This window comes from Sutterella parvirubra YIT 11816 (assembly GCF_000250875.1).
Lineage (GTDB): Bacteria > Pseudomonadota > Gammaproteobacteria > Burkholderiales > Burkholderiaceae_F > Sutterella > Sutterella parvirubra.
On sequence record NZ_JH604959.1, the window covers coordinates 12,847 to 29,018 of the forward strand.

The following is a 16,172-nucleotide window of genomic DNA, read 5'->3' on the forward strand; positions in this document are numbered from 1 at the left end:
CGCCGCGCGGGTGTTGACGCTTTCCTGATCTCGGGAGAGCGTCCAGGCGACGCCGATGTTGATCAAAAGCCCCGCCGTCGCGATCCCCATCACCATGGGACCCGACACGGCGACCGGCTCCGCGATGCGGTTCGCGGCTTCGACGAAGAGCCAGATGACGACGCCCAGCATGACGAGGCCGTTCACGAACGCGGCCAACACCTCGACGCGGCCGTGCCCGAAGGAGTGGTCCGCGTCGGCGCCGCGCATGGCGATGCGGTTGGCGACCAACGCGAAGAACAGGCTCGCCGAGTCGGTCACCATGTGGCCGGCGTCGCCGATCAGGGCGAGCGAATTCGCCATGAGGCCGCCCACCAGTTCCATGAAGGAGAAGATGAGCGTGAGCGCTACCGCCCAACCGAGCACCCCGGTGCTCGTCTTTTCCGCGGCATGCGTGTAGAGGCTGTCGCCCGCGCCGTGGAGCGCATAGCGCTGCGCGCGGACGTCGTCGTGATCTTTTTCGGACATGAGGGTCGTTGTGAGAAGGCCTCCGGTTGGTCGCCGAAGGTCCTTTGGGAATGTTTTTCTGAAGGAATGCCCGCATGATAAACGTTCGGCGCGGCCGGGGCGCGGGGTTTCGATCTTCGCGAAGCAGCCTCCGTGCAGGCCGGATACGAAGAAGGTCCTGCCTTCCCTCGGACGAAAGGCAGGACCTTCGGCGCCATGACGACGGGCGCTTTACTTCTTCAGGATCCGTTCCGCAGCCGCATCGCCCGCGATGCGTCCAAAGCTGATCGTCTCGGAGATCGAATTCCCGCCCAGGCGGTTCTTGCCGTGGACGCCGCCCGTCGTTTCACCCGCAGCGTAGAGACCGTCGATCGCCTTCCCGTCCGCGGTGAGGACGCGCGTGCGTTCGTCGATCTTCAGGCCGCCCATCGCGTAGTGAATGGCCGGGGTGATTTCAATCGCGTAGTACTTCGGGCCGGTGAGCTTCACCTTGATGTCGGGTCGGCCGAAGTCGGGGTCCTTCCCTGCGTCGACGTAGCCGTTGTAGGCCTTGATCGTCTCAGCCAACGCCTTCGGATCGATCCCGGCGTTCTTGCCGAGCTCTTCCAAGGTAGTGCCTTCCTTCACGAGGCCCAGTTCGAAGCAGGCTTTGAGCTGCCCCACCTTGGCGCGGGTGTTGTCGTCGAAGATTTCAAAGGCCGTCCCGCCGGTCTGCTTCGAGACGGCGGCGCTCGTCACGTCGCGGGTCGCGAGTTCCTGGATGAAGCGCTTCCCCTCACGGTTCACGAACACCGCACCCTGCCCTCGAACGGTTTCCGAGATGATGACGGGGGAGCCGACGAGAAGCGTCGGATTCAACTGAATCTCCTTCATGTCGACGAGACCGGCGCCCGCCGCTTCGCCGAGGATCATCCCGTCACCGGTCGTGCCGGGCTGATTCGACGTTTTGGTCGATTCGGGGATCGAGGGCTGGTAGTGCTTCACGAGCGCCTTGTTGGCGCCGAGCCCGCCCGTCGCCAACACGACGGCCTTCGCATCGATCCGGTAGACGCCGGAATGCTTGCCTTCGACCAAGACGCCCGTCACCGCGCCCTTTTCATCCTGCACGAGCTTCACGACGCGGGAATTGAGCCTCAGATCGACCCCGTCCATCTTCTCCGCCTGATCACGGAAGAAGGCGGAGAGGTACGGGCCCACGGCCTGGCCGCCCTTGGGACCGTGCATGCGCGGGGCGGAAGCACCCGCACCGCGGGCGACGTTCTCAAGAACGGCGCCGCGGTCCTTCAACCACGCGATCGAGGCCGCGGATTCGTTCGCAAGCACGTCCACGAGCTTCCGGTCGGCGATGTTCTTGCCGCCCTTGAAGGTGTCGTCCGCCATCATCTTCGGGTTGTCTTCAATCCCCTGAGCCTTCTGGAAGACAGACCCCGCGGCGTTCATGCCGCCAGCCGCCAACTGGGAGTTGCCGCCCGGGATCGCCATCTTTTCAAGGATGACGATGTTCTTGACACCCTGATCGTGGGCTTCCATCGCCGCCACGAACCCTGCGGCACCAGACCCCACCACGACGAGATCGACGGCCTCCGTGCGCACGGGTGCGGCGCTCTTCAGGTCAGGCAAAGGCGTCGGAACGGGCTTGGCGCCGCCGCCGAACGGAATCTTCAGGGACGGGAAGTCGTGACAGCCGAGGCAGTACGCTTCGCTCTTTTCGTGCCCGTGGTGGCAGGCCGTGCACTGGATCTTGCCGAGGTGGCTCGCATGCGGATTGGGCTCACCCTTCGGGGCCGGGTGCTTTTCCGCCACCGCGGCGAGGTCGCCGTGGCAGCCCGTGCAGGCGGCGTTCATTTCCTTTTCGCCGTCCGACACCTCCATGCCGTTCTTGTGGCAGGACGCGCACGTGGCGCCGACTTTGGATTGATGAAAGCCCGCGAGCTCGGTCGAGTAGTCTGAAGCCGCCCAGACGGAAAACGGCAGTGCGAGTGCGAGCGCCGTCAGCGTGGCGACGGTTTGCTTGGTCATAGAAGTCTCTCCTTGGGGTCGTCGGACGAAGACGTCCGAATCTGTCGGGCTCTTTTCTCAATTCAAGCCCTTGGACCGAAGCTTAAGCGTCTCTTCTTCCGACCTTCAGGCAAACCCCGTCAATCATTTCCGAAGGGGCCTTCGCGAAAACCGAAGGCTCGGGCATGAAGCAACCGACAGGATCCCCCTTGCGCAACGCAACCGAGACATCCCTTTCGGGTTCCGGTATCGTGAGGGACGATCACCATCAGACCAACCTCTTTTCCCACCATGCGCATCGGCAACCTCGGCGACCTCCGCGTCTTTCTCGCCACCGTCGAACTCGGGAGCCTCTCGAAGGCGGCCCGCGTCCTGCACCTCTCGCTCTCCGCGGTGAGCGTCCGTCTCAAGCACTTGGAAGAAGACCTCGGTTGCCGCCTCGTCGTACGCACCGCCAAGGGACTCGAACTCACCGACGCGGGGCGGGTCCTCGCCCGAGAAGCGGCGGAGGTCGAAAAACGTCTCGACCAACTCCTCCAGGCGATGGCACCCTTTGCTTCCGAAGAGGCGGCGACGCTAAGGGTCGCCGGCAACTACAACGCCTCCGTCACCGTGCTCCCGCCCGCCATCCGCACGTTTTTGTCGGGGCACCCCGAGGCGGAGGTCGAACACCTCTCGATGACGAGCGAAGGCGTCGTCTCCGCGGTCGCGATGGGTACGGTCGACGTGGGCGTCTCGGCCTGGACGGGAACGTTTCAAGGCGTGCGGTTCCTTCCCTTGGAAACCGACCGGCTCGTGCTCGTCTTCCCGGCAGCGCATCCCTTGGCCGGGAAGACCGCCATCGACTTCACGGAAGTCTTGGACTGCCCCTTCGTCGCGCTCACCGAAGCCTCCGCGATGCAGAACTTCATTCTCGAAAAAGCACGTGTTGCGGGGCAGCCGATCCGACCGAGGGTGCGCGCCGAGAGCACCGACGTCCTCCTCAACTACATCGAGATGGGCGTGGGGATCGGAGTGCTCCCCAAGCGCACCTGCGACACGGCGCTCGCACACCGACCGGAATTGACCTACGTTCCGATCGAAAACGCCTGGGCGACCCGCACGCTTCGGATCGCGCTCCCGGCCGACGCCGCCAGGCGTTCGCGCCTCTCGGAAGAGTTCCTCGCGATCCTGCAGGCGTCGAAAGTCTGAGGGCTGCGACGACCTGCACGACACACCCCCAAACACAACGGCCTCCGGCCGCTGTCGCGGTCGGAGGCCGTCGGATCGGAAAGACTTACCGGATTACTGCTTGAGGAGCGGCGTCACCGCAGCGTCCTTCGAACCGGCGAGAAGGCCCGTATTCGAGTAGATGCCGAGCTTCTGGCGCGTGTCGACGATGTCGAGGTTGCGCATCGTGAGCTGGCCGATGCGGTCGACGGCCGTGAACATCGAGTCGCCCTTTTCCATCGTGAGGCGCGAGGGTTCGTAGGTGAGGTTCGGGCTCACGGTGTTGAGGATCGAGTAGTCGTTGCCGCGACGGAGTTCGAGCGTGACTTCGCCCGTGATCGCACTCGCCACCCAGTGCTGGGCGCTTTCGCGGAGCATGATCGCCTGGCTGTCGAACCAGCGGCCCTGGTAGAGGAGGCGGCCGAGCTTGATGCCGTTGATGCGGTACTGCTCGATCGTGTCTTCGTTGTGGATGCCGGTGACGAGACGTTCGTACGCGATGAAGAGAAGCGCCATCCCCGGGGCTTCGTAGATGCCGCGGGACTTCGCTTCGATGATGCGGTTTTCGATCTGGTCGGACATGCCGAGGCCGTGGCGGCCGCCGACGCGGTTCGCTTCCATCATGAGTTCGACCGGGTCGGAGAAGCGCTGGCCGTTGATCGAGACGGGGACGCCGTGCTCGAACGCGACCTTGACGACTTCGGGTTCGATCTTGCAGTCTTCGCGCCAGAAGGGCACGCCCATGATCGGTTCGACGATCTTCACCGACGTGGAGAGCTCTTCCAGGTCCTTCGCTTCGTGCGTCGCGCCCAGCATGTTCGAGTCGGTCGAGTAGGCCTTTTCGGCGCTCATGCGGTAGTCGAAGCCCTCCTTCTGAAGGAACGCGGACATTTCGGCGCGGCCGCCCAGTTCCGTGATGAACTGAACGTCGAGCCAGGGCTTGTAGATCTTGAGTTCGGGGTTGGCGAGAAGACCGTAGCGGTAGAAGCGTTCGATGTCGTTCCCTTTGTAGGTCGAACCGTCGCCCCAGATGTTGACGCCGTCTTCGCGCATGGCGGCCACGAGCATCGTGCCCGTCACGGCGCGCCCGAGCGGCGTCGTATTGAAGTAGAGCTGGCCCGCGGTGCTGATGTGGAAGGCGCCCGCCTGGATGGCGGCGATGCCTTCGTGCACGAGCTGCGCGCGGCAGTCAATGAGGCGCGCATTTTCGGCGCCGTACATCATCGCGCGGCGGGGAATCGCATCGTAGTCCGTCTCATCGGGCTGCGCGAGGTTCGCGGTGTACGCATAGGGGAGCGCCCCCTTGTTCTTCATCCAGCGGAGCGCCGCGCTGGTGTCGAGGCCGCCGGAAAACGCGATGCCGACCTTCTGGCCGACGGGAACGCTCTGCAGAATCGTTTGAGACATGACGATGTATCCCTTCTTTGGTTGTTCGTTGCTGTGGGTGCGCGCATCCGGGCTGCGGGATGCGGAGTCGTAAGGCCGTGGTTCGCCGAGGGGGTGCCCGTCAAACCGGTGCCCCATTATTTCCTGCGGGAGGACCGCAGAACGGGCGCCCGGGCCCGCTCACGCGCATCCCTTAAAGCATCACAAAGAGCTTAGATAGTCCTCCCTACCCCGATTCACTATCGGTCGACAAGTTCGCGTTTTCGGGCGAAACGGTCGATTTGCGGTTGAGGGAGAGTTGAGGGGGCTTGAAGAAAGACCGGCCGGAAGACCGCCCGGACGTCCGGCCCGAAAAACGCAAAAAGGTCCCAAACCGATGGGACCTTTCTCTCAAAACCGCCGTTGTCCGAACAAATCAACCGAATAGGCTCTACCTATTCGATTTAACCAAACAGTACTAAGCAGTTCGTCTTAGTTTAATGCCGGACGAATGCTTTGGTATCAGGGTTTCCCTTTTTCTGAAGGGTTCTTCAGCGAAGTCAAACCCGCAGGGGGTCTTTTCACGGTTCCGGGCGGCCTCCCTCTACACTCCCGTCAGCCGTTCGGGACCGGGCATGAAACCCAAGTCGGCAGGACCAAGCCGACGCACGGCGCCCGAACTCATCCGGAGAAACTTCAAGAGGAGCAATCTCATGACCATGATCCGCAAGACCCTTCTGACGCTCGCCCTGACGGCCGCTTCGGGCGCCGCCCTTGCGCTCCCGAACATCGCCGTGCTCGCCACCGGCGGCACGATCGCCGGCGCGGGCGCGAGCTCGACGGGTTCCGCGTACGAAGCGGGCAAGGTGTCGGTGAACCACCTCGTGGCCGCCGTTCCCGAACTCGCGAAGGTCGCGAACGTCACGCCCGTGCAGGTGACGAACATCGGCAGCCAGGACATGTCGGACGAAGTTTGGCTGAAGCTCGCCAAGACGATCAACGCCGACTGCGGCAAGTACGACGGCTTCGTGATCACGCACGGCACGGACACGATGGAAGAAACCGCGTACTTCCTGCAGCTCACGAGCAAGTGCAAGAAGCCCGTCGTGATGGTGGGCGCCATGCTCCCGTCGACGGGCCTCTCCGCTGATGGTCCGCGCAACCTCTTCCACGCCGTCATCACCGCCGCCGAACCCAAGACCGCCGACTACGGCGTCGTCGTCGCGATGAACAACGTCATCGTGGGCGCGCGCGACGTGATCAAGACCAACACGGTTCAGCCGGAAACCTTCCAGGGCGCGAACTTCGGCAAGCTCGGCACGATCTTCAACAACAAGGTCGAGTACGAAATGATGCCGCTGCGCAAGCACACGACCGAAACGCCCTTCGACGTTTCGAAGCTCGACAAGCTCCCGAAGGTCGGCATCGTCTACAACCACGCCGGCGTTGAAGGCGTCCAGGCCGAAGCCCTCGTCAAGGCCGGCTATCAGGGCATCGTGAACGCGGGCGTCGGCAACGGCAACATCCACAAGTCCGTGTGGCCAATCCTCGAGAAGGCCGCCAAGGACGGCATCGTGGTCGTGCGTTCGTCGCGCGTCCCGACCGGCGCCACGACGAAGGACGCCGAAGTCGACGACAAGAAGATGGGCTGGGTCGCTTCCGGCTCGCTCAACCCGCAGAAGGCCCGCGTGCTCCTGCAGCTCGCCCTCACGAAGACGACCGATTGGACGGAAGTTCAGAAGTACTTCGACCAGTACTGATGATTCCCCGAGCGTGCTGCTGACCTGACACCGGCCGCACGCCTCCCGAAGTCAAGTCCTTCACGCCGCCCGGCAGGGATTCCGCCCCGCCGGGCGGTTGTTTTCCGGCGAACGCGGACTTTTGTTCCTCCGGGAGACCATCTTTCAACCGATTACCCAAACCCCAAGACTTTCCTGAAACCACTGAATCCTTGCCCGCGGCCGCACGCTTTGCCCGTTCCCGGGCGCAACGCGCGTGATTTTTAAAAATTCCGCCGATAGAATCCGGGTTCGAAAAACTTTCATTCCGACCCCTGAGGCCCACATGTCCGACCTCACCACGACCCCCACCCGCCGCACCTACCGTACGCGCGACCTGCTCACGCTTTCGCTTCCGATGATGGCGAGCTTCCTTTTGGAGATGCTCATCGGCCTCACGGACGCCGCCTTCCTCGGGCGCACGACCGAGGAGGCGTTGGGCGCCGCCGCGATTTCGGGCGTGCTCTTCCTCACGGTCCTCATGATCGGGATCGGCTACTCGACGGGTCTCCAGGCCGCGATGGCGCGCGCGAACGGTGAGGGGCTCGACGGCGAAGTCGGGCGGCTCTTCCGCTCCGGGGTCGTCACGCTTCTCTTCTTTGCGGTGATCGGGGTGCTCTTCTGCGCCTTCGCCGGGCCCTCCGTCTTTCAACTCTGGCTCGACAACCCGATCGTCGCCCGCGACGCCTCGGACTACCTCTTCTGGCGAGGGATGGGGCTTCCCATCGCGTTTCTCTGCGCGGCGCTGCGCGCGTACTTCGTGGCGACGCTGCGCCCCAACGTGCTCACCACTTCGGCCGTCGCCATGGTGGGCGCCAACATGCTCCTCAACTACGTCCTCATCTTCGGCTGGGGACCGATCCCCGCGATGGGGATCAGCGGCGCGGCGATCGCGTCCGCCGTCGCGGAAGTCGCGGCGCTCGCGTTCTTTCTCCGTGAAGTCCGCAGGACCCCGAAGGCGCGCCGCACGATCTGGGGCGGCACGGACGCGCCCGCCGACTGGGGCTGGGACGCGCGCACGCAGAAGGTTCTCTTCGTCTTGGGCCGCTGGGTGATGCTCCAGGAGGCGGTCGCCTTCGCCGCGTGGTTCGCGTTCTTCCTCGCCATCGAACATTTGGGCGCGGCGGAACTCGCGCTCTCGAACGTGCTCCGCCAAATCGGGGGCTTCCTCTTTCTCTTCATCCATGCGTTGGGGTCCACGGCCGGCACGGTGAGCGCGAACCTTCTGGGCGAACACCGCGAAGGCGAGATCTCCGGGGTCGTGCGCCGCGGGTTCCTCTTGTCCGTCGGACTCACGGGCCTCACGGTCATCGCCTTTTCCGTGGCGCCCCGGGCGGTGATCAGCATCTTCACGGACCTCCCCGAGGTTGTGAACGCCGAGCTCGGTCCCTACTGGATGCTGCTCCTCTCGTTCGTGCCGGGCGTGCCGGGGATGTACCTGAACTTTGTGCTCGCGAGCGTCGGGCGCACCAAGGCGGCCGCAACGGTGAGCGGCTGCTCGGTCGTGACCTACGTCGCGTACATCGCGTGGCTGACGACGGAAGCCTCGACCCTCACGCAGTACTGGTTCTCCGACACCGTCTACTACACGACGGCCGGGATCGTCGCGACGGTCTTCTACCTGCGCTCGCCCTGGCGGCGAAAGGGCTGAGCACTTTCCGGAGGCCAAATACACGAAAAGCCGAAGGCATCACGCGCTTCGGCTTCGTCGTCTTGAGAGGTCGCTTGGCGGGGCCGCCGGGACTCGAACCCAGATCAGACCCTTAGGAGGGGCCCGTTCTATCCTGTTGAACTACGGCTCCGCATGCGGAAGGCGGAGTTTATCACCTTTTCGCCCTTTTCTCCGATCTTGTTCCGATCCGGCTCAACGCTTGTGCAGACGGGTCTGCGCGATGGAGAGCAGAAGCTGCTTTTCGCCGACGCCCGGACCGAACTTGATGCGGATCCTCGCGCCGGTGCCGACGCCTTCGACCGCCTGCACCACGCCCGGCCCGAACATGTCGTGCTCGACGTGTTCGCCGTGCTTGAAGCCGGCGGCCGACTCCGCCGCGTTCGCGACGACCTTCTTCGCGCTCGGGAGCTCCTTGTCGGCGCTCCCCGGGACCCAGTAGCCGGAGCTCTGCGTGGTCGCCGCGGTCGGGCGGCGCACCTTCACCTGGGCGCTCGAAGACCCGTAGAAGCGGTCGCCCTTCTGGTAGTTCTTGTCGCGGGGCGCCCAGTTGCTCGCCTGCCCGAACGTGCGCTCGCGCCAGATGTGGGGCTTCGGAGGCGGGGCTTCGGGCGCCACCCAGGGACGCATGTCGAGGAGCCCCTCGGGGATCTCCTCGATGAAGGAGGAGAGCGGGTTCTGGAAATGGTTGCCGTACATCATGCGGCTTCGCGCATGCGTGATGACGAGCTGCTTCTTCGCACGCGTGATCGCGACGTACATGAGGCGGCGCTCTTCGGGAACGCCCCCGCGGCCCTCCTCCTTCTGCGCGCTGAAGTGCGGGAAGATCCCTTCCTCCGCACCCGCGATGAAGACGTACGGGAATTCAAGACCCTTCGCCGCGTGGACCGTCATCATCTGGACGCGGTCCTGCGTGCTCTGGTCTTCGTTCTTGTCGCCCGCCTCCAAGGTGGCCTGCGCAAGGAACGCGCCGATCGGCGTGATCCCCTCCTCGTTGAAGGGCTCGTAGGGCGAGGCGTCCTCGGGGATGCCTTCGTTCCGGAGGAACCCGGCCGCGGCCGAGGCGACTTCCTCCATGTTCCCGATGCGCTCCTCGACGTCGCGCTCCTTGCGGAAGTGCTCCGCGAGGTTCGTCGTGCGGATGATGAGCTTCACCGTGTCGGGGAGCGTCATCTCCTCGCTCGCGGCACGAAGCTTCTCAATGAGCGTCTTGAAGACGAAGAACTTCGGCGGGATGCGGCTCCCCCAGGATTCGATCGTGGCCCAGAGCGAGAGGCCCTTGCTGGCGGCCTCTTCAGAGAGGTCGCCCAGGGTCTTCGTCCCGATGCCGCGCATCGGGACGTTGACGATGCGGCGGAAGCTCGCGTCGTCGTACGGATTCACCAAAAGGCGCAGGTACGCGAGGACGTGCTTCACTTCGGCGCGCTCGAAAAAGCGCAGGCCGCCATAAACGACGTACGGCACCCCGTGCGCCGTCATCGCGCTTTCGATCCCGCGCGACTGGGCGTTGGTGCGGTAGAGGACCGCGAAATTCTTCCAGCTGTGGCGGCGTTCGTACTCCGCCTTGATCTGGCGGACGATCCAGTCCGCTTCCTCGCGGTCGTCTTCGAGTTCCTTCACCACGATGCGGTCGCCCCGCTCGCCCGCGGTCCAGAGCTCTTTGCCGAGCCGGTCCGGGTTGTGGGCGATCAGGGCGTTCGCGGCGTCCAGAATCACCGCGCAGGAGCGGTAGTTCTGCTCCAGGCGGATGGGTTCGCCCACGCGGAAGTCGCGGATGAAGTCCGCCATGTTCCCGACGTTCGCGCCGCGGAAGGCGTAGATCGACTGGTCGTCGTCGCCCACCGCGAAGACGGCGTTGAGGCTCGAACCGTTCGCCCCCATGCCCGCGCCCCCGAGAATCTGGAGCCAGCGGTACTGGAGCACGTTCGTGTCCTGGAATTCGTCGACGAGGATGTGGCGGAAGCGGCTCTGGTAGTGGCGGCGGACGATTTCGTTGCGCTCAAGGAGCTCGTAGCAGCGCAGCAGCAGCTCCGCAAAGTCCACGACCCCTTCGCGCTCGCACGTCGTCTGATAGAGCTCGTAGACGCTCCGCGCCGTGCTGTCGGCGTCGCCGTCGGTCAAGTGCGAGGGACGGAGCCCGTTTTCCTTCGCCCAGTTGACGATGTTCTGGACGTACTTCGGATCGGTCGTTTCGGTGTCGATGTTGGCCGACTGCATCACGCGCTTCACGAGCGCCAACTGATCCGACTGGTCGATGATCTGAAAGGTCTTCGGGAGCCCCGCCTCCTGCGCGTGCATGCGCAGGATCCGGTTGCAGAGCCCGTGGAAGGTCCCCACCCACATGCGGCGCAGGTCGTAGGGGACGATCGCCTCCAAGCGCGTCAGCATTTCCTTCGCGGCCTTGTTCGTGAAGGTGACGGCGAGGATTTCGGAGGTGTTGGCGCGGCCCTCCTGGAGGAGGTAGGCGATGCGGGTGGTGAGCACCCTCGTCTTCCCCGAGCCCGCCCCGGCCAAAATCAGCACGCTTTTGTCCGGTGCGGTCACCGCGGCGTACTGACGGTCGTTGAGGTTCGCGAGCAGGTCTGAGGAATGCATGATCGTCGGTTTCCCGGGATGTGTGGAGACGGTCGCGCAGGAGCCGACGGACCAGGGGGCGCAGATAAAGAGACGGGCTCGGCAGGACGCCAGCTCCATTCACTCCCTTTCGGAAAGTGATAGCGTCCCGCCTCACCCGTGTTCGGTGCCGTTCCGTGGGCGCTTTTCCGCTTTTTGGAAGCGCCCGCAGAAGCGAATTGTATTCGGTCGAGGTCTTGTCCGGAGGGGGTTCATCCGTTCCTCGTGAGCGACACTCTACCCCACCCTGCGACGATACACGTCAAATGCAGGTATTGAACCATCCCGTCTTTGCGGGATTCCATTCTACTCAGAAGGCCCTTCCCCGGCCGCTCCCGCCCGCATTCCAGTGCTTTCTGCGGTCTTGGTCCGAAAGCCGGAATCGCTATACTTTCAGGCACTCTGTTTTTCCCATACGACCCATCAACCAGGAAGATCGTCATGCGCGACACCTATTCCGCCCAAGAGGTGGAGAGCGAAGTCCAGGCCCAGTGGAAGGCCAAGGACGTCTACCGAGCCGTCGAGGACGCCGTGGGCGCCGACGGCCAGCCCAAGCCCAAGTTCTACGTCTGCTCGATGCTCCCGTACCCGAGCGGCAAGCTCCACATGGGGCACGTGCGCAACTACACCCTGAACGACGTCATGTACCGGTACTACCGCATGAAGGGGTACAACGTGATGACGCCGATGGGTTGGGACGCCTTCGGGCTGCCTGCGGAAAACGCCGCGATCGCGAAGAACGTCGCGCCGGCCGCCTGGACGTACAACAACATCGCCGACATGAAGACGCAGATGGAGCCGCTCGGTCTCGCCTTCGACTGGTCGCGCGAGGTCGCCACCTGCAAGCCCGACTACTACCGCTGGAACCAGTGGATGTTCCTCAAGATGCTCGAAAAGGGCGTCGCCTACCGCAAGACCCAGATCGTCAACTGGGACCCGGTCGACAAGACCGTGCTCGCGAACGAGCAGGTGATCGACGGCCGCGGCTGGCGTTCGGGCGCGGTTGTTGAAAAGCGCGAGATCCCGGGCTACTACCTCGGCATCACGCAGTACGCGCAAGAGCTTTTGGACGACCTCTCGAAGCTTGACGGCTGGCCCGAACAGGTCCGCCGCATGCAGGAGCACTGGATCGGCCGCTCCGAGGGCGTCACGCTCGCCTTCCCGTACGAGTTCGACGGTGAAGCCAAGAAGCTCACCTGCTACACCACGCGTCCCGACACTCTGATGGGCGTCACCTTCGTCGCGATCGCCGCCGAGCATCCGCTCGCCCAGGCGCTCTCGAAGGGCCGCGACGACCTCCAGGCCTTCATCGCCGAATGCGCGAAGGGCGGGGTTTCCGAAGCCGACATGGCGACGATGGAAAAGAAGGGCGTCGCCACGGGCTTCTTCGTCAACCACCCGATCACGGGCGCCCCCGTCGAAGTCTGGATCGCCAACTACGTCCTCATGGGCTACGGCGAAGGCGCCGTCATGGGCGTCCCGGCCCACGACGAACGCGACTTCGCCTTCGCGAAGAAGTTCGGTCTCCCGATCCGTCAGGTCGTCGGCAAGGAAGGTGAAACCTTCTCGCTCGACGCCTGGGAAGAGTGGTACGGCGAAAAGTCGGAAGCGACGCACCTCGTCAATTCCGGCGAATTCGACGGCCTCCCCTTCCACCAGGCCTTCGACGCCGTCGTGGCGAAGTTGGAATCTTTGGGCCTCGGCCACCGCGAAGTGAAGTTCCGTCTGCGCGACTGGGGCATTTCGCGCCAGCGCTACTGGGGCACCCCCATCCCGATGATCAACTGCCCGCACTGCGGCGCGGTTCCGGTCCCCTACGAAGACCTGCCGGTGACGCTCCCCGAGGACCTGGTGCCGGATGGTTCCGGCAATCCCCTTGCCAAGTGCGAAGCCTTCAAGCGCTGCAAGTGCCCGAAGTGCGGCGCCGACGCCGAACGCGAAACCGACACGATGGACACGTTCGTCGACAGCTCCTGGTACTTCCAGCGCTACTGCTCGCCCGACTGCGACACGGCGATGGTCGACAAGCGCGCCGACTACTGGATGCCGATGGATCAGTACATCGGCGGGATCGAGCACGCGGTGCTGCACCTCCTTTACGCCCGCTTCTGGACGAAGGTGATGCGCGACCTCGGCCTCGTCAAGTACGACGAACCCTTCCGCCGCCTCTTCACGCAGGGGATGCTGATGGCCGAGTGCTACTACCGTGAGGGCGCCGACGGCCGCAAGCGCTGGTTCTACCCGGACGAAGTCGAAGTTCAGTACGACGAAAAGGGCCGCCCCGTGGGCGCGATCTGCAAGGAGGACGGCGAGCCCGTCACGTTGGGCGGCATCGAAAAGATGTCGAAGTCGAAGAACAACGTCGTCGAGCCCCGCGACATCATCAAGAAGTTCGGCGCCGACACGGCGAGGAGCTTCGTGATGTTCGCCGGTCCTCCCGATCAGTCCGCCGCCTGGTCCAATTCCGGCGCCGAAGGGACGTACCGGTTCCTGCGCCGCGTCTGGGCCTGGGCCTACGCGAACCGCGATGCGGTCCGCGCCGCGGGCGCGATCCCCGCGGAACTCTCGCGCGAAGCGAAGCATCTGCGCCGTGAGATCCACGCCGCGCTGAAGCAGGCCGAATACGACTTCGACCGCATGCAGTACAACACGGTCGTCTCCGCCTGCATGAAGATGTTCAACACGATCGACGCGTTCGACGTGAAGGCTGAGGGCGACGCCGCGTGCGTGCGCGAAGGCGCTTCGATTCTGCTGCGCGTCCTCTACCCGGTGGCCCCGCACATCACGACGGCGCTCTTCGGCGAACTGGGCTTTGCGGACGAGATGGGCGACCTCATCGACGCGCCGTGGCCCAAGGTCGACGAAGCCGCGATGGAAGCCGACGAACTGCACCTCGTCGTGCAGGTGAACGGCAAGCTTCGCGGTCAGATCACCGTCGCCGCGGACGCCGACGAGAAGACGATCGAAGAAGCCGCGCTCGCCAATCCCGACGTGCAGCGCTTCATCGACGCGACCGTGCGCAAGATCATCATCGTGAAGCGCAAGCTCGTCAACATCGTGGCGAAGTAACCCGCTTCCCACGTTGAATCCGGAGCCCGGAAGACACTCCTCCGGGCTCCTCCACGAAGGCCGCGGCGAAAGCACGCGGCCTTTATAATTCGAGCGAACCGCGCCCGTCCCGGGCGCGTTGAAGGCTCATCTTTACCTAGGTCCGTCCGAATGCATCCGAACCTCTCGCGCCGCGGCATCCTGGCCGCCCTCATCACCGCGCCCTTCCTGAGCGCCTGCGGCTTTCGCCTGCGCGGGAGCTTCACGGCCCCCTTCGAGACGATGTACCTCCAGATGACGACCAACACGCCCTTTCACACGGTGCTGAAGCAGTCGATCGAAACGGGCTCGAACGTGCGCGTCGTCAACCGTCCGCAGGAAGCCGAAGCGATTCTGGAGATCCTCCGCATGGAGCGCTCCCGCGACGTGCTCACCTTCAACGACACGGGTCTTGCGCGTGAGTACGAATTGACGCTCGACGTCGAATTCCGCCTCACCGCCCCCGACGGCTGGGAATACGTGCCCCCGACGCGGCTCTCGTCCTCGCGCGACCTCACGTACTCCGAAAGCGAGTTCCTGTCGCGTGAAAAGGAGGAGGCGACCCTCTACGCGGACATGGAAAACGACGTCATCGCGCAGCTCGTCCGCTACATCGAAGCGGCCAAGGGGCCTGACCAGCAATGATCGACGCCGATCAGCTGGAGGCGCACCTCAAACGCGCAAAGCGCCTCGATCCCTTCTACCTCGTCGCCGGCACGGACGAGCTTCTGAAACTGGAGAGCTGCGACCTCATCCGCCGCACCGCGCGTGAGGCGGGGTTTGAAGACCGCGAAGTGCTCGAGATGTCGGGGAACGCCGATTGGTCGCAGTTGACCGACGCCGCGGCCTCGATCGGGATGTTTTCGCCCTTGAAGCTCCTCGAAGTCCGTCTTCCGGGCGGCCGCCCCGGCACCAAGGGTGCCGAGGTGATCCAACGCTTTCTGGAGCGCCCGATGGAAGGGGTCGTCACCGTCTTCTCGATGCCCGCCCCCGACTGGCAGGGGAAAAAGTCCGCCTGGTGGACCGCGTTGACCAAAGCCTGCACCTACGTCTCGTGCGACACGCCCGAACGTTCGCAATTGCCGCGCTGGCTCGCCCGCCGTTTGGCGAAGCAGAACCAGGAGTTGGACGCCGAAGGTTTGGAATACTTGGCCGACCTCGTCGAGGGGAATCTCCTCGCCGCCGCGCAGGAAGTGGCGAAGCTGGGCCTTCTCTACCCCGAGGGGCGGCTCGACCGCGCCGCGATCGAGAACGCCGTCGCCAACTGCTCGCGCTTCGAGACGGAGACGCTCCTCGAAGCGATCGACATGGGCGACCCTGAACGCGCTTCGCGCGTCGTGGACGCTTTGGAAGCGCAGAACGAGGCGTTGCCCTTCCTCTTGGCCTTCCTCACGGCGCACCTGCGTCAGCTCATCAAATTCCGTACGGGCCTCGACAAGGGGATGTCGAGCGTCCCCGGCGTCTTCGCGACGCCGGCCATGCGCCGGGCGGCGAAGAGGTTGTCGGTGCGAAAGCTCGCCAACGCCCTTATCGTCTGCGCCGAGATCGACCGCCTCGCCAAGGGCCTTCCCGTCCCGACCCGCGACGACAACCCTTGGATCGAACTGAAGAGCGTCGCGATCTTCCTTGCGCGTTGAGCGTCGGTGGATGCGAAACGGGGCGGAAAGGCTGAGGTTCTTCCGGCGACAGTTCTTGGAAAAGCGCGTGAGGGCGGACGCCCCGCGCGCTTTTGGTTTTCGTGTGCTCCGGAGCCGCGCCGAACTCCCCTCAACCCCGCCCGCCTTCGCCTAAAATGAACGGATCACGCGCCGTTTTCCGGAGGGCTTCGAAAAGCTCTCAAGAACCCGGAAAGGCGGCCCGCAACCCAGAGAAAGGACACCCCCAGAAGTCATGACGATCGAACTCATCGGTCAGGCGGCCCGTGCCGCCTCGCGGGCGATGGCCCGCGCCACGAGCGCGCAGAAGGA

10 protein-coding genes and 1 tRNA gene are annotated in these 16,172 nt (G+C 64.3%); 6 read left to right on the forward strand and 5 right to left on the reverse strand.

The features are described 5' to 3' along the window. A partial coding sequence (locus HMPREF9440_RS11935; protein ID WP_008542226.1) for a cation diffusion facilitator family transporter occupies positions 1-507 on the reverse strand: 507 nt, incomplete at its 3' end. 210 nt (positions 508-717) lie between these two features. Continuing rightward, positions 718-2,505, reverse strand: coding sequence for a flavocytochrome c (locus HMPREF9440_RS05355; protein ID WP_008542227.1), 1,788 nt, complete (start codon positions 2,503-2,505; stop codon positions 718-720). Between the two features lie 270 nt (positions 2,506-2,775). Here HMPREF9440_RS05355 and HMPREF9440_RS05360 point away from each other — a divergent pair, with 270 nt between their 5' ends. Next, on the forward strand, positions 2,776-3,675 hold the full coding sequence (locus tag HMPREF9440_RS05360; protein WP_008542229.1) for a LysR family transcriptional regulator: 900 nt from the start codon (positions 2,776-2,778) through the stop codon (positions 3,673-3,675). Between the two features lie 93 nt (positions 3,676-3,768). Here HMPREF9440_RS05360 and argG read toward each other — a convergent pair whose 3' ends face one another. Next, entirely contained in the window at positions 3,769-5,100 is a 1,332-nt protein-coding gene (gene argG, locus HMPREF9440_RS05365; protein WP_040763868.1) for an argininosuccinate synthase, read from the reverse strand. Between the two features lie 677 nt (positions 5,101-5,777). Between argG and ansB the strand changes: the two genes are divergently transcribed. Together ansB and HMPREF9440_RS05375 are read left to right on the forward strand one after the other, a co-directional pair. Beyond that, positions 5,778-6,818: an L-asparaginase 2 gene (gene ansB, locus HMPREF9440_RS05370; RefSeq protein ID WP_087943832.1), complete on the forward strand. Its 1,041-nt coding sequence runs from the start codon at positions 5,778-5,780 to the stop codon at positions 6,816-6,818. A gap of 304 nt (positions 6,819-7,122) precedes the next feature. Beyond that, on the forward strand, positions 7,123-8,487 hold the full coding sequence (locus HMPREF9440_RS05375) for an MATE family efflux transporter (protein WP_008542235.1): 1,365 nt from the start codon (positions 7,123-7,125) through the stop codon (positions 8,485-8,487). A gap of 75 nt (positions 8,488-8,562) precedes the next feature. On the opposite strand, the gene HMPREF9440_RS05380 is transcribed toward HMPREF9440_RS05375, so the two are convergent. Both HMPREF9440_RS05380 and HMPREF9440_RS05385 read right to left on the reverse strand, forming a co-directional pair. Continuing rightward, a tRNA-Arg gene (locus tag HMPREF9440_RS05380) sits at positions 8,563-8,638 on the reverse strand. Positions 8,639-8,700: 62 nt separating this feature from the next. Then, positions 8,701-11,100: an ATP-dependent helicase gene (locus HMPREF9440_RS05385; protein ID WP_008542236.1), complete on the reverse strand. Its 2,400-nt coding sequence runs from the start codon at positions 11,098-11,100 to the stop codon at positions 8,701-8,703. Between the two features lie 459 nt (positions 11,101-11,559). Between HMPREF9440_RS05385 and leuS the strand changes: the two genes are divergently transcribed. The 3 genes from leuS (at position 11,560) to holA (ending at position 15,842) form a co-directional block, all read left to right on the forward strand. After that, positions 11,560-14,187, forward strand: coding sequence for a leucine--tRNA ligase (leuS, locus tag HMPREF9440_RS05390; protein WP_008542237.1), 2,628 nt, complete (start codon positions 11,560-11,562; stop codon positions 14,185-14,187). 150 nt (positions 14,188-14,337) lie between these two features. After that, on the forward strand, positions 14,338-14,850 hold the full coding sequence (locus tag HMPREF9440_RS05395) for an LPS-assembly lipoprotein LptE (protein ID WP_008542238.1): 513 nt from the start codon (positions 14,338-14,340) through the stop codon (positions 14,848-14,850). Then, entirely contained in the window at positions 14,847-15,842 is a 996-nt protein-coding gene (gene holA / locus HMPREF9440_RS05400) for a DNA polymerase III subunit delta (RefSeq protein ID WP_008542239.1), read from the forward strand. The genes HMPREF9440_RS05395 and holA overlap by 4 nt, the downstream gene beginning before the upstream one ends. Positions 15,843-16,172: the final 330 nt, after the last annotated feature.

Excerpts from the sequence above, each read along its gene's own strand:
- HMPREF9440_RS05355 (WP_008542227.1), bottom strand. The coding sequence starts at position 2,505 with ATGACCAAGCAAACCGTCGCCACGCTGACGGCGCTCGCACTCGCACTG.
- HMPREF9440_RS05360 (WP_008542229.1), top strand. The coding sequence starts at position 2,776 with ATGCGCATCGGCAACCTCGGCGACCTCCGCGTCTTTCTCGCCACCGTC.
- argG (WP_040763868.1), bottom strand. The coding sequence starts at position 5,100 with ATGTCTCAAACGATTCTGCAGAGCGTTCCCGTCGGCCAGAAGGTCGGC.
- ansB (WP_087943832.1), top strand. The coding sequence starts at position 5,778 with ATGATCCGCAAGACCCTTCTGACGCTCGCCCTGACGGCCGCTTCGGGC.
- HMPREF9440_RS05375 (WP_008542235.1), top strand. The coding sequence starts at position 7,123 with ATGTCCGACCTCACCACGACCCCCACCCGCCGCACCTACCGTACGCGC.
- HMPREF9440_RS05385 (WP_008542236.1), bottom strand. The coding sequence starts at position 11,100 with ATGCATTCCTCAGACCTGCTCGCGAACCTCAACGACCGTCAGTACGCC.
- leuS (WP_008542237.1), top strand. The coding sequence starts at position 11,560 with ATGCGCGACACCTATTCCGCCCAAGAGGTGGAGAGCGAAGTCCAGGCC.
- HMPREF9440_RS05395 (WP_008542238.1), top strand. The coding sequence starts at position 14,338 with ATGCATCCGAACCTCTCGCGCCGCGGCATCCTGGCCGCCCTCATCACC.
- holA (WP_008542239.1), top strand. The coding sequence starts at position 14,847 with ATGATCGACGCCGATCAGCTGGAGGCGCACCTCAAACGCGCAAAGCGC.